Origin of the sequence: Flavobacterium sp. Leaf359 (assembly GCF_001423985.1) — a bacterium.
GTDB lineage: Bacteria > Bacteroidota > Bacteroidia > Flavobacteriales > Flavobacteriaceae > Flavobacterium > Flavobacterium lindanitolerans.
In genome coordinates this window covers 111,687-127,477 of the sequence record NZ_LMPW01000012.1, presented here as the reverse complement: position 1 = coordinate 127,477, position 15,791 = coordinate 111,687, and the positions used below count along the sequence as shown (strand labels likewise).

The window sequence follows — 15,791 nt, the reverse complement described above, 5'->3', positions numbered from 1 at the left end:
TTTTTTTTAAGATTGTTGATTGATTAGCTGAAACATCGCTTCGTCTTTATAAACGCCATCGATGAGATTCCATTGTTTTTTTATTCCAATTTTTTCAAAGCCAAAATTAGTAAAAAGAGCTATACTTGCTTCATTCTCCGGATTGATATTTGCGAAAAGCTGTTTTAAATTTAACTGGCGAAAAGAATATTGGATAAGCAGTTCCAATGCCTGCGAGCCTATGCCCTGATTCCGATTCCCTTCGTTTTTGATTACAACCCCTATTCCGGCACGATTGTTCCTTGGGTCGTATTCAAAAAGGTCAATCAGTCCGACAGCCTCGAATGTATCATTTTTGCAAATAGCCAAACGCAGTTGTTTGGCTTCATAAATATCCTGATGGGCATTTTCGAGATACTGACGGATAAGAAACCTACTATAAGGAGTCTGCGTATTGCTGAATTCCCATATCGATTCATCGTTCTCAACGGCGAAAACAAATTCAAGGTCTTCGGGTTCGAGAGCTCTCAGATAGATGGTTTTTCCTTGCAGCGTTATCATCAGGAGTTTTTATTAAATTGTAATATTTCCGCCAAAGACAAAAGTGGCAGGCCCTTTTAAGAAAACGTCTGTATATTTTCCGCCTTCTGGAACAAAGGAAACTTCAAGTTTACCGCCTTCAACATTTAGCTGGATTTTATCTGAATTTGTTTTGCCCAAAGCATGCATCGCAATGGCTACCGCAGTTGCACCGGTTCCGCAGGAAAGTGTCTCATCTTCTACTCCTCTTTCATAAGTGCGTACTGAAAAAGTGTCAGCTGATTCCTGATTTACAAAATTAACATTACTTCCCGCCTGTCCGTATAATGCTCCATATCGAATTGCAGCACCCTTCCCTTTAACGTCAAAATGTTTTAAATCTTCTACCAGCTCCACATGATGCGGTGAACCCGTATTTAGAAATACATAACCTTCTTCTATTTTCACCTCATCTACATCTTTCATCTGCAACGAAACTGTTCCATCTTCAAAGACAGTAGCATGGTGCAATCCGTCTGTGGCTACAAACGTAGTTTCATCGCCAATAACACCAAGTCGCTTTGCGAAAGCAACAAGACAACGCCCTCCGTTTCCGCACATAGAACTCTCATTGCCGTCTGAATTATAATAGACCATTCTGAAATCTGTCGAATTGTCATTTTCAAGCAAAATCAATCCATCGGCACCAATCCCGAAACGCCTGTCACACAGACTTTCCACCAATTTGGTATTGTTTTTGGAAAATAATCCCTGACGATTATCAATCATGATGAAATCGTTTCCGGTTCCTTGATATTTATAGAAGTTGAGTTGCATTTTTTGTTTGTTTATTAACCCTGGCAGGGTGTTGAAACACCCTGCCAGGGTAGAAAATTAATCAGAACAAAAATAGGAATATTTAATGAAAAGTTAATCATTGTTAATCGGGAGTTAAACTTAAAATCATGGCACAATTTTCAATATATATTTACGATTAAATAACTTAATTACAAATACTATGAAACGATTTTCCGGTTTATTCTTAGTGTCCCTATTAAGTGGCGCAACCACTTTGGGCGCTTACAAGCTGTTTATTGAAAATGACGGCTTATTTTCTGACAATCAAAAATCAGTTGTGACAACTGCCCCCGTTAACTATACGAAAAATGTAGGATTGGGCGCAGAAGCAGTTGATTTCACCGCGGCAGCGGATAATGCAGTACATACTGTAGTCCACGTTAAAAATCTTTCTTACAGAACCATCAGCAATCCGATGCTGGAATATTTTTACGGCTATAAAGGAGGCCAGCAACAGGCACAGGTAGGAACCGGTTCCGGGGTTATCATTTCTGAAGACGGCTATATTGTTACCAATAACCACGTAATACAGGATGCATCTGAATTGGAAGTGACCCTGAACAACAAAGAAACCTATAAAGCAAAATTGGTAGGAACCGATTCCAAAATGGACATTGCCCTACTTAAAATTGATACCGGTAAAAAACTTCCCTATGCCATTTTTGGAGATTCAGACAATGTGAAAGTGGGTGAATGGGTACTTGCAGTAGGAAACCCATACAATCTGACCTCAACAGTTACGGCAGGTATTATTTCTGCAAAAGCCAGAAATCTGGACCAAAGAGGCATTCAGTCTTTTATCCAGACTGACGCGGCTGTAAATCCTGGAAACAGCGGAGGAGCCTTAGTCAATACAAGAGGTGAACTGATTGGAATCAATACTATGATTTCTTCAATGACCGGTTCTTATGTAGGATATTCTTTTGCAGTTCCTTCTAACATTACGCGAAAAATCATCGAAGATATTATGGAATACGGAAATGTACAGCGTGGTGTCTTTGGTGTGGAAGGTTATGAATTGAACAGCACTATCACAAAAGATATGGGGCTTTCTACCTCTCAAGGTTACTATGTAAAGAAAGTGGTTAAAAATTCCGGTGCTGCCAAGGCAGGAATACAGGAAGGCGATATCCTTATTAAATTAGACAACACCAATATTTCAAGTTATGTTGACCTGTCCAGCTACGTAAATACCAAACGTCCAAATGATGTGGTAAAGGCAACATTTATCAGAAACGGAAAAGCAATGCAGGTGCCGGTAACCATAACCAAAAACGAATTTGTCAATGCAGAACTCAACGGAATTATTTTTGAAAACCTTGACGCTTCCGATAAAAAACGATTCAACATTGACTATGGAGTAAAGGTAAAAGACATTACTAATAAACATTTCATGCGTTACTATAATGCTTTGAAAGGAAACATTCTTATAGGTATTAACGATGCCAAGGCTGTCGATACCGAAACAGTCGCAAATATTCTCAACGAAAAACTCTCAAACGAATCAGTGGTCGAACTGACCATGATTAACAAGCAAGGCGTACTGGTGAAATTTTTTGTTGAAGTAAATTAAATTTTGACAATTTATTATCCCGAACATGCAAGTATGCCTTAAAATATTTGCCACAGAAAGCCAGTTATCACAACTGGCTTTTTTTATGTAAATTTTTTTAATAAAATACTTTACGAAAACGTTTGAAATCTATACTTTTGCGCCATCAAAATATGCACAACACACTAAACTACATTTTTTTACATTATGACAAAGACCGCATTATACGAAAAAGAGCTTTCTTTTCAGGCAGACAGAAGAAGAGCTGGCGTAGAATTCATTAAAATCATTAGTGATTTATGGTATGACAAGTCTATTGAATTGGTTCTTTTCAAAAATCAGCTAATCAACACGAATGTAAGCGACATTATCAATCTTCACGAATATGCCGGAGAATTTGTCGGAAAACCTATTAATGTTTTTGACTCTGTTGAAATTGCACGTGCCATCTTATCTTTAGACCTTCCTCCTGCGAAATTGGATATTGGTAAACTAACTTACGAATACCATCTGGAGGACAACAAATACAATGATGCGAAGGCTTTTGTTATTGACAAATTGAAAAACGCAAAAGATTTTCCAAACAACAAGCCGAAAGATGTTGTATTATACGGTTTTGGGCGTATTGGAAGACTACTCGCACGTGAATTGATGTCTAAGACAGGAAAAGGAACACAGTTGCGATTGAGAGCGATTGTGGTTCGTGAAAAAAATGATGCTACAAGCTTAGAGAAAAGAGCTTCTCTTTTGAGATATGACTCTATTCATGGTGACTTCCAGGGTTCTGTTGCTGCAGACCCGGAAAACAATTCCCTGATTATTAACGGAACTACTGTTCACGTTATTACGGCAGGAAGCCCGGAAGAAATCGATTATACAACTTATGGAATTTCTGATGCCCTGGTAATAGACAATACAGGTGCTTTCACAACACAGGAAGCTTTGGCCAGACACCTGAAATCAAACGGTGTTGATAAAGTTTTACTTACGGCTCCAGGAAAAGGCGTTCCAAACATCGTTCATGGTGTTAACCACAACGAATACAATCCGGACGAAGTAAACATCTTCTCTGCCGCATCCTGTACTACAAATGCTATTACTCCAATCTTAAAGGCAGTTGAAGATACTTTAGGCGTTGTAAAAGGACATTTGGAAACTATCCATGCCTATACAAACGACCAGAATCTGGTTGATAACATGCATAAAAAATACCGTCGTGGCAGAGCCGCTGCCTTAAACATGGTTATTACTGAAACAGGCGCCGGAAGTGCAGTTGCAAAAGCATTGCCTAGCCTTGCCGGAAAACTGACTTCCAATGCTATCCGCGTTCCTGTTCCAAACGGTTCGCTTGTAGTGTTGAATCTTGAAGTAAACAAAGAAACATCTGTTGAAGAAATCAACAATATTATGAAGCATTATGCTTTGGAAGGAGAACTTGTTGAGCAGATTAAATATTCGCTTAATAACGAACTTGTTTCTTCTGACATTGTAGGAACTTCTGCTCCATCAATTTATGACAGTAACGCAACCATAGTTTCTGCCGATGGAAAAAATATCGTTCTCTACATCTGGTATGATAACGAATATGGCTATAGCCACCAGGTAATTCGCTTAGCGAAATACATCTCTAAAGTAAGAAGGTATTCTTACTATTAGTAGTTTTTTGAATTTTAATTTTGGTAAAAAATCCGTCATAGCAATAAGGCGGATTTTTTTATTTACATAATTCACGAAATGAAACTTATTAAATATTAACATTCTCATTTTGCGATTTAATGTATTGTTTTATAACTTTGATAGTACCCAAATCTAAAATGTTATGAAATCAATACTACTCCATCTCATGATGCTACTGCCAGTACTTGGATTTTCGCAGGTAGGAATAGGCACAACCGACCCAACTGCTATGTTAGACGTCAACGGTAATTTCAGGTTACGAAGCACTACCAGCAATACGCGTGCAACGGCTGCAAAAGACTCTATACTTGTAGTAGATGCTATGGGCAATGCACAAAGAATATCATCGAAAAGTGTTATTGAAAGTCACCTTAAGACTTTTATCAAAGGTGGATTTGCATCAGGCAGTCCGGCATTAATCAATATAAGTATTTTAGCAAATGCATACACTACAATACCTTTCAATACAATAGAATTTGATACCAATAACGAATACAACACTACAACCAATACCTTTACTGCAAAACAGCCCGGAATCTATTCCGTATATGCTGCTATTAAAGCCAGTCCGGGTCTTGTAGCTGCCGGAGATTTTGGCCTGGCTATATTTAAAAACGGCGTCGTCAATGTAAGGGAAAGCTATATGAATGTGCAGCTGCTGGGAATAAACATCAATCCGCCTAACCGATCCATACAGACCTTAATGCAGCTGAATACTGGCGATACAGTGACCTTCAGAGGTTTTAGCGGAGGAGTTCTTACCGTGGGAATATTATCTGGCGGCGAAGAATCCTATTTTACTATTCATCAGGTAAGATAAAGAAGCTATATTAAAAATGGTTAAATTTGTGAGACAATGATTTTTAAACTTCACAAATGCACCCAGAACACAACTACAAACTGACTGTCCGCTGGACCGGAAACAATGGTACAGGAACATCCGGTTACAGGGCTTACGAAAGAAGCCATGTAATTCTTATTGACAACAAAGTCGAGATAAAAGGTTCGTCTGACCCTGTTTTTCATGGCGATAAAACCGTTCATAACCCCGAAGATCTTTTGCTGGCTTCACTTTCTGCCTGCCACATGATGTCATATCTGCATGTATGCGTCAATGCAGGAATAGTCGTAACCGATTATGAAGACAATGCTACCGGAAAAATGACCGTGAACAATGATGGTTCAGGACATTTTACGGAAGTCACTTTAAATCCAATAGTGACAGTTAGCGACTCTTCCATGCTGGAAAAAGCAAATGAGTTGCACAAAATGGCCAACAAGCTTTGTTTTATTGCCAATTCGGTCAATTTTCCGGTAAAACATATTCCTCAGAGCAAAATATAAACAGGCTAATCAAAAATATGGCAAAGTCAAAACTTAGCGAACAAGAACAAGTCACTGAATACATTCAAAAACTTGACCCTTCAATTTCCGAAACGATTACATTTTTAAGACAAGTTATTCTTGCAATCAATAATGAGATAAGCGAACATATCAAATGGAATTCTCCCAGTTTTTATTATTCGGGTGAAATGAAACCTTTTGACCCTAAAGAATACAAAAGGGATATCCTGGTTATGAATATCCGCCCCGGCAAGCCAATTTTACTTGTTTTTCCAACCGGAATCAAAATAACTGACACTTCTGGGCTATTGGAAGGCAATTATTCTGATAGCAGAAAAATAGCCACGATAAAAAATTTGGAGGAAGCAAAAAGCAGGCAAAAGGATCTAGAGAATGCAATCAGAAACTGGATGGACCAGATAGAAAAATAAAAAACTCCCGATAAATCGGGAGTTTTTTTTATAAATGATTGGCTATGAATTAAGCCTTTCCTGCTGCTGCAATCAGGTTTAATGCAGAACCGGCAACAAACCATCCAATCTGCCCTTCGTTATATGTATGGTTTGCCAGGATTGTTTCTGTTGTTCCGTTATCGTGGAAAATCTCAATAGTAAGTGGTTTTCCCGGAGCAAATTCTTTCAGGTCTACGAAATTGAAAGTATCGTTTTCCTGGATTTTATCGTAATCTGCTTCATTTGCAAATGTAAGTGCCAACATCCCTTGTTTTTTCAGGTTAGTTTCGTGAATACGTGCAAATGATTTTACCAATACTGCTTTTACTCCAAGGAAGCGAGGTTCCATTGCAGCGTGCTCACGGGAAGAACCTTCACCATAGTTATGGTCACCCACAACAATAGTAGGAACTCCTGCCGCTTTGTATTCTCTTTGAACCGCAGGAACTGAATCGTATTTTCCATTCATTTGGTTCTTCACAGAATTTGTTTTTTGGTTAAAGGCATTCACCGCACCAATAAGCATATTGTTTGAAATATTATCCAAGTGTCCGCGGAAACGCAACCATGGACCTGCCATAGAGATATGGTCTGTCGTACATTTTCCGAAAGCTTTGATTAGCAATTTAGCACCCATGATATTTTCTCCATTCCATGGCTCAAAAGGAGCTAATAACTGCAATCTTTCTGAAGTTGGGCTAACAATAACCTGAACTCCTGAACCGTCTTCAGATGGTGCCTGAAAGCCAGGGTCTTCTGCATCAAATCCTTTTGGAGGCAGTTCGTTCCCTGTTGGCTCGTCAAGCATTACTTCCTGACCGTCTTCATTGATTAATTTATCTGTTATAGGGTTGAATCCTAAATCACCGGCAATAGCCAAAGCTGTCACCAATTCCGGAGAACCTACGAAAGCCAAAGTATTTGGGTTACCATCCGCACGTTTTGAGAAGTTACGGTTGAAAGAGTGAACGATAGTATTTCTTTCTTCTTTTTCAGCTCCTTCTCTATCCCACATTCCAATACATGGTCCGCAAGCGTTAGCAAAAACAGTCGCACCGATTTTATCAAACGTATCGATAAAACCATCTCTTTCGATTGTATAGCGAACCACTTCAGAACCCGGAGTAATGGTAAATTGTGCTTTGGTTTTTAAATTTTTATCGGCTACCTGTTTTGCCAAAGAAGCAGCACGTGAAATATCTTCGTAAGAAGAGTTCGTACAAGAACCTATCAAACCTACCTGAATTTCCAAAGGCCAGTTGTTTTTGATAGCCTCTTCTTTCATTTTAGAAATTGGCGTAGCCAAATCCGGAGTGAAAGGACCATTCAAATGCGGCTCTAATTCAGAAAGGTTGATTTCGATTACCTGATCAAAATATTGTTCCGGATTAGCATATACTTCAGCATCACCTGTAAGATATGGCGCTACTTTATCTGCAGCTTCTGCCACATCCGGTCTTCCGGTAGAAATCAGGTAACGGCGCATTGAATCGTCATAACCAAAAGTTGAAGTAGTGGCTCCGATTTCTGCTCCCATGTTACAGATTGTACCTTTTCCGGTACAAGACATAGCGGTAGCACCTTCACCAAAATATTCAACAATAGCTCCGGTTCCTCCTTTTACAGTAAGGATTCCGGCTACTTTCAGGATTACGTCTTTTGGAGCTGTCCAACCAGACAATTTTCCTGTCAATTTAACACCAATCAGTTTTGGAAATTTCAATTCCCAGGCCATACCCGACATTACGTCTACAGCATCAGCACCACCAACACCAATGGCAAGCATTCCTAAACCACCGGCGTTCACCGTGTGAGAATCCGTACCAATCATCATACCTCCAGGGAAAGCATAATTTTCAAGAACTACCTGGTGGATAATACCTGCACCCGGTTTCCAGAAACCAATTCCGTACTTGTCAGAAACTGATGAAAGGAAATCAAAAACTTCATTGCTTTGTGTTTTTGCTCTGGCCAAATCGGTTGCAGCATCCACTTTCGCCTGGATCAAGTGATCACAGTGAACCGTTGTAGGAACGGCTACCTTATTTTTTCCGGCGTGCATAAACTGCAATAATGCCATCTGTGCCGTAGCATCCTGGCAAGCCACTCTGTCCGGGGCAAAATCAACATAATCTTTTCCTCTGGTGAAAGCCTTAGAAGGCATTCCTTCCCAAAGGTGTGAGTATAAAATCTTTTCTGAAAGCGTTAATGGACGACCAACCAATTGACGTGCCTTATCAACACGCTCTGCCATTGTTCCATACGCTTTTTTAATCATTTCAATATCAAAAGCCATAATCAGTAATTAGTCTATTTTATTTATATTTTAGTTTGTTTCTTTGCAATGCAAATTTACTCATTTCCCTCCATATTTGAAAGATTTTTAAAAAAAGCGGTGTTTCGAAACATTATTATTCCCAAAATCTGATTTTTAATGATTATTATTAAATTATAATTAAAAACCAATTAATTTTTTCCGTTTTTGTTAATTTAAAATCTTTTTTTTGTCAAATTCGAAATTTAGGCCAACCTAAAGAGCACCCTATAAATTAAGAATGTTTCTAAATTACAGACAGAGCATGAAAAAGGCGAAAAAATGCTTCGTAAAAATGTTATTTTTTTGACTTTTCTCTCAGGTCCATCATCGGCTTTTCATACCAAACATAGAGCCCATAACTGAAAAATATTGTGAGCAGCAGATAGACAATAGTAAATATATGTTTTTGCAACATCGGATAGTTTTCAATATCAGTAAAATATTTCATTAACTGTAAGATCACACTGTAATGCAGCAGGTATACAGAATAGGAAATCAGGCTTATAAAGACAATCGGATTTTTCAATTTTGATTTTTCCGATTTCCAACCCGATAAAAAAGGCAGAAAAAATGCGATAGAAATAGAGACGACAGGAAGGTAAACAATATAGAGAAACCTGTTCAGGCCTTCTTCTGTAAAAGGTATTTTTCCAAATCCGAAAAAGATAAACAGGAAACAGAAAATGCCTGCGATTAAAAAAAATGATTTGCCTTTTTGCCAGAAGTTATTGTGACAGCAATATATCCAACTTGCCAGTACACCATAAAAAATCGCATCTAAACGGTATATCACTACCGCTTTCAACGACAGATTCCAGTCGTTCAGATTGGCATGAACCGTGTTTTGATAGCAAAAGATTTTTGCCAACAAAAAAAACACCAATAACACAACCAAAAGGATTATAAAGAATTTGGATTTGTTTTTAGACGCAACAAAAGGTGTTATTAGTAATAAAAGCAATGGCAGTACAACATAAGCCCATTCTTCTACGGCAAGACTCCAGGATTCCGGAAAGAAAGCAGGCATGGCGCCGCTAAAATTCTGGACAAAAAAGAAATACTTCCACAGCGACTCTATTTTGTAACCGATAACAGATGCTATGAGTATATTGACAAGCAGAATCAGAAAATAATTCGGAAATGTTCTAAACCATCTTCTTTTTAAAAAATCCCTGACCCGTGAAAAAGAAAAGTCATCCTTGAGATACGACTGCAAAAGAATTCTTCCGATAAGAAAACCACTGAGAACGAAGAAAATTTCAACCCCTAAAAACCCGAAAAGTTTTAAAAGTTGCGCAATAAAGCTGTTGCTTTCAGGATAAATCCAAAGGCAATGCGAACTGAGAACCATAAGTATGGCTACAGCCCTCATGAGGTCCAAACCGAAAATGCGTTGCGGATTGTTGAGTTCTTGCTTTAGCAATGTGTTTGTATTTCTGTCAAATATAGAAATACAATTCGTGAATAGTTTCTACAGAATATAAATTTTAATGACTATCGAGTAGTTTATACCAAATAAAAGAATAGTGGAGTTAGCCACAGATTAAAATAATTAGACAGATTTAAAGAATCCATATAAAATAAAAGTAAACCCGAAAAGGCTCACTTTCATAATTTTTTTTTGATAAGACTTAATACTTTTGTGACTCTGCGCCTTTGTGAGCAATTATTTCACGCAGAGTCGCAAAACATGACAAGCTATAAAATCTACATATAAGAATCTTTTGGTGTAAAGTTCCTGATAATCAATTAAATTTTACAACTTACATTAATTTCTGGATAATCATTTCTTCCGAAATTCCTTCCGCATCTGCTTTGTAGTTCTTGATAATCCTGTGACGGAGAATGCCCGTTGCAACTGCTTTTACATCTTCAATATCCGGGGAAAATTTACCATTAAAAGCAGCATGTGCTTTTGCAGCCAATATCAGGTTTTGAGAAGCTCTGGGTCCTGCTCCCCAGTCTAAATAGTTTTTCACGTAATCATTTGATAACGCATTATCCGGACGTGTTTTACTTACCAACGTCACGGCATATTCAATTACATTATCTGCTACCGGAATACGGCGAATAAGGTGTTGGAAATCGATAATTTCCTGTGCTGTGAAAAGCGGATTTATTTTTTCTGTCTGATCTGTCGTTGTACTTTTCACAACCTGTACTTCTTCAGAAAATGACGGATAGTCTAATTTAATAGCAAACATAAAACGGTCAAGCTGGGCTTCCGGAAGCGGATAGGTTCCTTCCTGCTCAATTGGGTTTTGGGTTGCCAATACGAAATAAGGCAGGGATAATTTATAATGCTGTCCGGCTATTGTTACCGCCCTTTCCTGCATGGCTTCCAAAAGTGCTGCCTGTGTTTTAGGCGGTGTCCTGTTAATCTCATCTGCCAAAATGATATTTGAGAAAATAGGCCCTTTTATAAATTTAAACTGACGGCTTTCATCAAGAATTTCACTACCAAGAATATCAGAAGGCATCAAATCCGGCGTAAACTGAATACGTTTGAAATCCAAACCAAGAGCCTGAGAAATCGTATTGACCATCAGCGTTTTTGCCAATCCGGGAACTCCAACCAAAAGGGCATGCCCTCCTGAAAAGATGCTCAACAAGATCTGGTCAACCACTACTTCCTGTCCAACAATTATTTTTGAGATTTCTTTTTTAAGCTCTATTCTTTTCTGAACCAGATTCTGTATTGCAGCTACGTCTGACATTCTATAATTGTTTGGTTATTAAAATTCGATTCGGTTAAATGTGTCTGATTATTTTTTAAGCCAGTTGTTTACAAAAACGCAATCTCTGTACTCGCCATTAATCTTGATGTATGTTTCCTTGATTTTTTCATCTGTCCATTTGCTGATAGCTTTGATTTGTTTTTCTTTCAAAGCCAAATCTTTAATTTTCAGATAATCCTGCGCATAGTCTGCTGTATGGGCATCATAACGTTTTGTAACGGTAATCAGCTTGAATGTCTTACGTCCCAACCTGTCTTCGTCAACCATTGGTTGTGATACCTGACCTTCATTAAGATCTGAAATCTGTACATATAATGACGGATCCATTTTAGTCAGGTCAAAACGAGGATCAAGCGTTTGAGGATTAATCAATACACCTCCATTGGCTCTTGTTTCTTTTTCATCAGAAGAATTTCTTGCGGCATCAGCAAATGAAATTTCGCCGTTAACAATTTTATTTCTGATTCCAATAATCTTGTCTTTGGCTTCCTGCATGGCTTCCTCAGATATTTTCGGAATCAGCAATATGTGTCTTAGGTCAACATCCTGTCCGCGAATTTTTTCAACCAGAATAATATGCCATCCGTATTCTGTCTGAAAAGGTTCTGAAATTTGTCCTTCTTCAAGACTAAAAGCTCTTTCCTTAAATTCTTTTACCAGATTTGTTTTTCTGTTGACACGCATAAAACCTCCATTAGATTTTGTGCCCTCATCTTTACTGTACAACACCGCCTTACTAAAAAAGCTACCATTACCGGCCATTACATCATTCCTGAATTCATTCAGCTTGTCAATTACTTTCTGACGTTCTTCTTTGGTAACTTCCGGATTGATTACAATTTGGGATACTTCTACTTCCGCACCAATCTGTGGCAATTCTTCTTTAGGAAATTTTCTAAAGAATGTCCTTACTTCTTCCGGAGTAATTTCAACATTTTCAATGATTTTATTTCTCATTTCCGAAGTCAGCTTACCCATTTTCAAGATATCAAAGAAATAGGTTCTGAATTCTTCCTCGTTTGGCCTGTTGTAAATCTTTAATAATTTTTCCATCGAACCGGCACGCTCTACAAAAGCATCGATTCTTTCCTGCATCATACTATTGATTTCAGCATCTGTCACAACAATACTGTCCTGAACAGCCTGGTGTGCATAGAGTTTATCTTCCAGCAATTTTCCAAGCAACTGACATCTTGTAATATCTTTTACAGGGTTACCCTGGTTTGCAATTTCAATATAGGCAATATCGATATCAGAGTCTAAAATCACATAATCTCCCACAACGCCAATCACTCCATCAATCTTCTGTTTCTGGCTTACAGGCTTCGGAACGACCTTTTTTACAGTATCGTTCTGAATGATTTCCTGTGCATTTACGGCATTAAAAAATGCTGCAAAGCCAAAAATCAGACAGGCATTCTTAATTATAGATTTCATACTTCTCATTTTTAATGGCATCATCAGTAATGTCTTTTTCAATTTTTTTTATTAATTCTAATTTTCTTTTGTTTAAAATCACCTGTTCCAGTGTCGGCTTTATATATTCGTATGGGCTCACTTGATTTTTATCCAAAACGTTTGTGACTTTCACAAGATATACTTCTAAAGAATCCTGTTTTTCTATTGCTTTCCCTGCAGCAATATATTGCGACCTGTTGTCTGGAGTAATGAAAGGCAGTTTACGATACACCTGATTCATTTCAACCCAGACAGAATCATTCAACACAAAACTTTTGAACTGCATTCCATAAGTATCCCAAAATTTCCTGTCTGATTTTCTGTAGTCAAAAAATTTGCTTTTTATGGTTTGAAATTTCGGGTGGTCTTTTGGCAATTGTATATAACGCAGTTTTACCAAAGTTCCGTCTGTCTTGAAATTTTCCTTATTCTGTTTATAATATTCTTTTAGCTCTGCTTCAGTAATTGTTGTGTCTACTGTAGTCTTTACTAATTCTTCCAAATAACCTTTTGTATAAAGATCAATTTTATACTGCCTGATAAGTCCATTATATTCTGCCTGCTTGTCAGCACTCAAATTAAGCTCTGCCGCATTCATCATCAATTTCTGTGATGCCCAACGGTCGATGAAATTCCTGACAATTACTATACTGTCTTCTTTTGAAGTTCCCGGCGGCACCAGGTCCTTAATTTCATCCTTAAACAAGTATGAGTCATTTACTCTGGCAATGGCTTGTGGTTTTGCTTCCGGTTTGGTATTACATGAAGCAAAAAACGACAGCAATCCTATGACTGCATACTTCTTCATTTACGACTTTATCTGCTTTTTCACCTTTTCAAAAGCAGGCTGGTTAACATCTACCTTGAATTCCTGTTTCAAATCACTAACCCATTTTTCTTCAAGATATTGTTGGTAATCGTTCACAACTTTTCCTTTTGCCTCTTCCAATGTTTTTGGACCAGCTTCAAGATGCTTGTTTATTTTGACAACAAAATAATACTCACCATCTTTTATAATTCCGGAAACACCGTCTTTCTTTTCAAGGCCTTTTGGCAGAGCATCACTGTTTTCTTCAAATATTCCGGCATTTGACATTACCTCAACTTTGCCGTTCTGGTTGAATTTTTCCTTGATAAATTCAGCTGATTTTCCTTGTTTCAACAATTTTTGTGCTTTTTTAGCCATATCCATTTTTGTTGAAGAAAGAATCAGTGCATCTACCCTATTCCCCCAACGGTAATTATTTTTTCTGGCTTCATAAAAATTCTGCAAACCAATCGTATCCGTTTTTGCCTTTTCCCAGATTTCTTTTTCCATCAGGTCAAAAAGCAACAGTCCGTCACGGTATTCTTCCATCACAGCAGCAAAATCAGGGAATTCATTTTCAAGATTGTTATTGTACAACTCATTGACTTTCGCATCTACATACTCCTGGTATTTTTTCTCTACCAGTTTACTGATTGGTCTGATTGTGTTTTCACCTCTTTGTTGTGCAACCAAATATTTAAGAAATTCATCTCCTGATATTGTCTTCTTATCTATTGTAACCAGGTTTCCTTCAAAAGGCTTCATGTTTTCCGGAAGTTTCCAGTCACCCGTATAGAATTTATCATTTACTGTTTTTGAAATTGCAGCAAACAGCTTGTCATTTCTTTTTATTGAGTATTTCTTTTTCAGCTTTTCAGTCAGTGAATTTGTAATCAGTCGTGAACGCTCGTCTTTTCTGATTTTACCATCCAGTTCTGACTGCATTTCCTGCGCTGTTTTAAGCGGATGTTTTTCGATTAGCTTAATGATGTGCCATCCAAAATTACTTTCTACCGGAGCTGAATAATCGTTCGGGTTTTTCAATGCGAATGCTGCGTCTTCAAATTCTTCAGAACTTAATTGTCCTGAACCAAAACGATTCAGCACTCCACCTTTTGAAGCCGACGATTTGTCTTGAGAAAATTGCTTGGCAAGGCTTTCGAAGTTTTCGCCCTGCTGTAGTTTTTTATAGATATCCTGAATTGTAGCCTTTGCTTTTTCTGCTTCTTCAGGGTTTTGGTTGTTTGGTTTTAAAATCATGATATGGGCAACTGTAAGTTCGCCACGGTTATCTCTGATGTCTTCCACTTTTATTATGTGGTAACCAAAACGGGTTCTCACAATTTTTGATATGTGCCCTTTTTGAGTTTTGTAGGCTGCAGATTCAAATGGATATACCATTCTGAAAGCTGAAAAATAACCTAACTCTCCTTTATTTTCTTTCGCTGAAGGATCTTCGGAATATTTAACAGCCAGGTCACCAAAGTTTTCACCTTTCAAGGCTTTTTCCCTAACCTCAACTGCTTTTTTATAGGCTTTAAGAGTATCTTCCGGCGAAGCATTCTCATCTACCATAAACAAGATGTGGGCTGCCTTGATTTCTTTCTGTGACCTTTGGTAGGCTTCTTCGATTAATTCCTGTGTAACCTTGGAATCCGTAAGATAATTTTTTGAAAGTTGGTTTCTGTATGACTTTAATTCCGCCTGATAGGCCTGTCCGTTTTGAAGTCCCAGCTTATTGGCTTTATTAATTTTCAACTTATAACCTACAAATAAGTCCAGATATTGATTTAAATCTTTTTGGGATTCGTCTTTTACCAAATCAATATTTTTATTGTAAACCCTTGCAAATTCGTCGGTATAATAAGGCTTACCGTCAATTGTAAATAAAACTTCCTTATTGTTATTTTGAGCAAAACTCGTAAAACTTGCGGAAAGCAGTACTCCGAAGAACAATTGTTTTAATTTCATTATGTAAATTCTATAAGTTGGGAATTAATTTAACGCCTGAATAGCAATCAACAAAAGTAACAATTCAAACGCATTAAACAAGTACGGGCCTTACTATTAACAAAAATTTATTAACAAA

General features: G+C 37.7%; 13 protein-coding genes. 5 read left to right on the top strand and 8 right to left on the bottom strand.

What is annotated here, in order from left to right; translation table 11 throughout:
* Positions 1–6 precede the first annotated feature (6 nt).
* A complete protein-coding gene (locus ASG38_RS08875; protein ID WP_056069380.1) occupies positions 7–540 on the bottom strand; it encodes a GNAT family N-acetyltransferase in 534 nt (177 codons plus the stop codon).
* Between the two features lie 12 nt (positions 541–552).
* Positions 553–1,335 (bottom strand): diaminopimelate epimerase, encoded by a 783-nt coding sequence (dapF, locus tag ASG38_RS08870; protein WP_056069377.1) that lies wholly within the window; start codon positions 1,333–1,335, stop codon positions 553–555.
* A 181-nt stretch (positions 1,336–1,516) separates the two neighbouring features.
* Here dapF and ASG38_RS08865 point away from each other — a divergent pair, with 181 nt between their 5' ends.
* The 5 genes from ASG38_RS08865 to ASG38_RS08845 all read left to right on the top strand — a co-directional run bounded on the left by ASG38_RS08865 (position 1,517) and on the right by ASG38_RS08845 (position 6,360).
* Complete coding sequence (locus ASG38_RS08865) at positions 1,517–2,929, top strand: S1C family serine protease (protein WP_056069374.1); 1,413 nt, start codon at positions 1,517–1,519, stop codon at positions 2,927–2,929.
* Positions 2,930–3,115: 186 nt separating this feature from the next.
* Positions 3,116–4,564 carry a glyceraldehyde-3-phosphate dehydrogenase gene (locus ASG38_RS08860; RefSeq protein ID WP_056069371.1) on the top strand — a complete coding sequence of 483 codons (1,449 nt, stop codon included), beginning with the start codon at positions 3,116–3,118 and terminating at the stop codon, positions 4,562–4,564.
* A 163-nt stretch (positions 4,565–4,727) separates the two neighbouring features.
* Positions 4,728–5,405, top strand: a complete 678-nt coding sequence (locus ASG38_RS08855) for a hypothetical protein (protein ID WP_121366397.1) — start codon at positions 4,728–4,730, stop codon at positions 5,403–5,405.
* 56 nt (positions 5,406–5,461) lie between these two features.
* Positions 5,462–5,929: an OsmC family protein gene (locus ASG38_RS08850; RefSeq protein WP_056069365.1), complete on the top strand. Its 468-nt coding sequence runs from the start codon at positions 5,462–5,464 to the stop codon at positions 5,927–5,929.
* Positions 5,930–5,946: 17 nt separating this feature from the next.
* Entirely contained in the window at positions 5,947–6,360 is a 414-nt protein-coding gene (locus ASG38_RS08845; protein WP_056069362.1) for a DUF1801 domain-containing protein, read from the top strand.
* A 49-nt stretch (positions 6,361–6,409) separates the two neighbouring features.
* Here ASG38_RS08845 and ASG38_RS08840 read toward each other — a convergent pair whose 3' ends face one another.
* The 6 genes from ASG38_RS08840 to ASG38_RS08815 form a co-directional block, all read right to left on the bottom strand.
* Entirely contained in the window at positions 6,410–8,677 is a 2,268-nt protein-coding gene (locus ASG38_RS08840; RefSeq protein ID WP_056069359.1) for an aconitate hydratase, read from the bottom strand.
* 316 nt (positions 8,678–8,993) lie between these two features.
* The gene (locus tag ASG38_RS08835; protein WP_157486130.1) at positions 8,994–10,121 is read right to left on the bottom strand and encodes an acyltransferase; all 1,128 of its coding nucleotides are present in this window, start codon (positions 10,119–10,121) and stop codon (positions 8,994–8,996) included.
* A 340-nt stretch (positions 10,122–10,461) separates the two neighbouring features.
* Positions 10,462–11,415, bottom strand: a complete 954-nt coding sequence (locus ASG38_RS08830; RefSeq protein ID WP_056069354.1) for a MoxR family ATPase — start codon at positions 11,413–11,415, stop codon at positions 10,462–10,464.
* A gap of 48 nt (positions 11,416–11,463) precedes the next feature.
* The gene (locus ASG38_RS08825; RefSeq protein ID WP_056069351.1) at positions 11,464–12,894 is read right to left on the bottom strand and encodes a peptidylprolyl isomerase; all 1,431 of its coding nucleotides are present in this window, start codon (positions 12,892–12,894) and stop codon (positions 11,464–11,466) included.
* Positions 12,857–13,702 (bottom strand): hypothetical protein, encoded by an 846-nt coding sequence (locus ASG38_RS08820; RefSeq protein WP_056069348.1) that lies wholly within the window; start codon positions 13,700–13,702, stop codon positions 12,857–12,859. Before ASG38_RS08820 ends, ASG38_RS08825 begins: the two co-directional genes overlap by 38 nt.
* Positions 13,703–15,673, bottom strand: coding sequence for a peptidylprolyl isomerase (locus tag ASG38_RS08815; RefSeq protein ID WP_056069344.1), 1,971 nt, complete (start codon positions 15,671–15,673; stop codon positions 13,703–13,705).
* Between the last annotated feature and the right edge of the window lie 118 nt (positions 15,674–15,791).

Coding starts and splice junctions, on each gene's coding strand:
- ASG38_RS08875 (WP_056069380.1), bottom strand. CDS start 540: ATGATAACGCTGCAAGGAAAAACCATCTATCTGAGAGCTCTCGAACCC.
- dapF (WP_056069377.1), bottom strand. CDS start 1,335: ATGCAACTCAACTTCTATAAATATCAAGGAACCGGAAACGATTTCATC.
- ASG38_RS08865 (WP_056069374.1), top strand. CDS start 1,517: ATGAAACGATTTTCCGGTTTATTCTTAGTGTCCCTATTAAGTGGCGCA.
- ASG38_RS08860 (WP_056069371.1), top strand. CDS start 3,116: ATGACAAAGACCGCATTATACGAAAAAGAGCTTTCTTTTCAGGCAGAC.
- ASG38_RS08855 (WP_121366397.1), top strand. CDS start 4,728: ATGAAATCAATACTACTCCATCTCATGATGCTACTGCCAGTACTTGGA.
- ASG38_RS08850 (WP_056069365.1), top strand. CDS start 5,462: ATGCACCCAGAACACAACTACAAACTGACTGTCCGCTGGACCGGAAAC.
- ASG38_RS08845 (WP_056069362.1), top strand. CDS start 5,947: ATGGCAAAGTCAAAACTTAGCGAACAAGAACAAGTCACTGAATACATT.
- ASG38_RS08840 (WP_056069359.1), bottom strand. CDS start 8,677: ATGGCTTTTGATATTGAAATGATTAAAAAAGCGTATGGAACAATGGCA.
- ASG38_RS08830 (WP_056069354.1), bottom strand. CDS start 11,415: ATGTCAGACGTAGCTGCAATACAGAATCTGGTTCAGAAAAGAATAGAG.
- ASG38_RS08825 (WP_056069351.1), bottom strand. CDS start 12,894: ATGCCATTAAAAATGAGAAGTATGAAATCTATAATTAAGAATGCCTGT.
- ASG38_RS08820 (WP_056069348.1), bottom strand. CDS start 13,702: ATGAAGAAGTATGCAGTCATAGGATTGCTGTCGTTTTTTGCTTCATGT.
- ASG38_RS08815 (WP_056069344.1), bottom strand. CDS start 15,673: ATGAAATTAAAACAATTGTTCTTCGGAGTACTGCTTTCCGCAAGTTTT.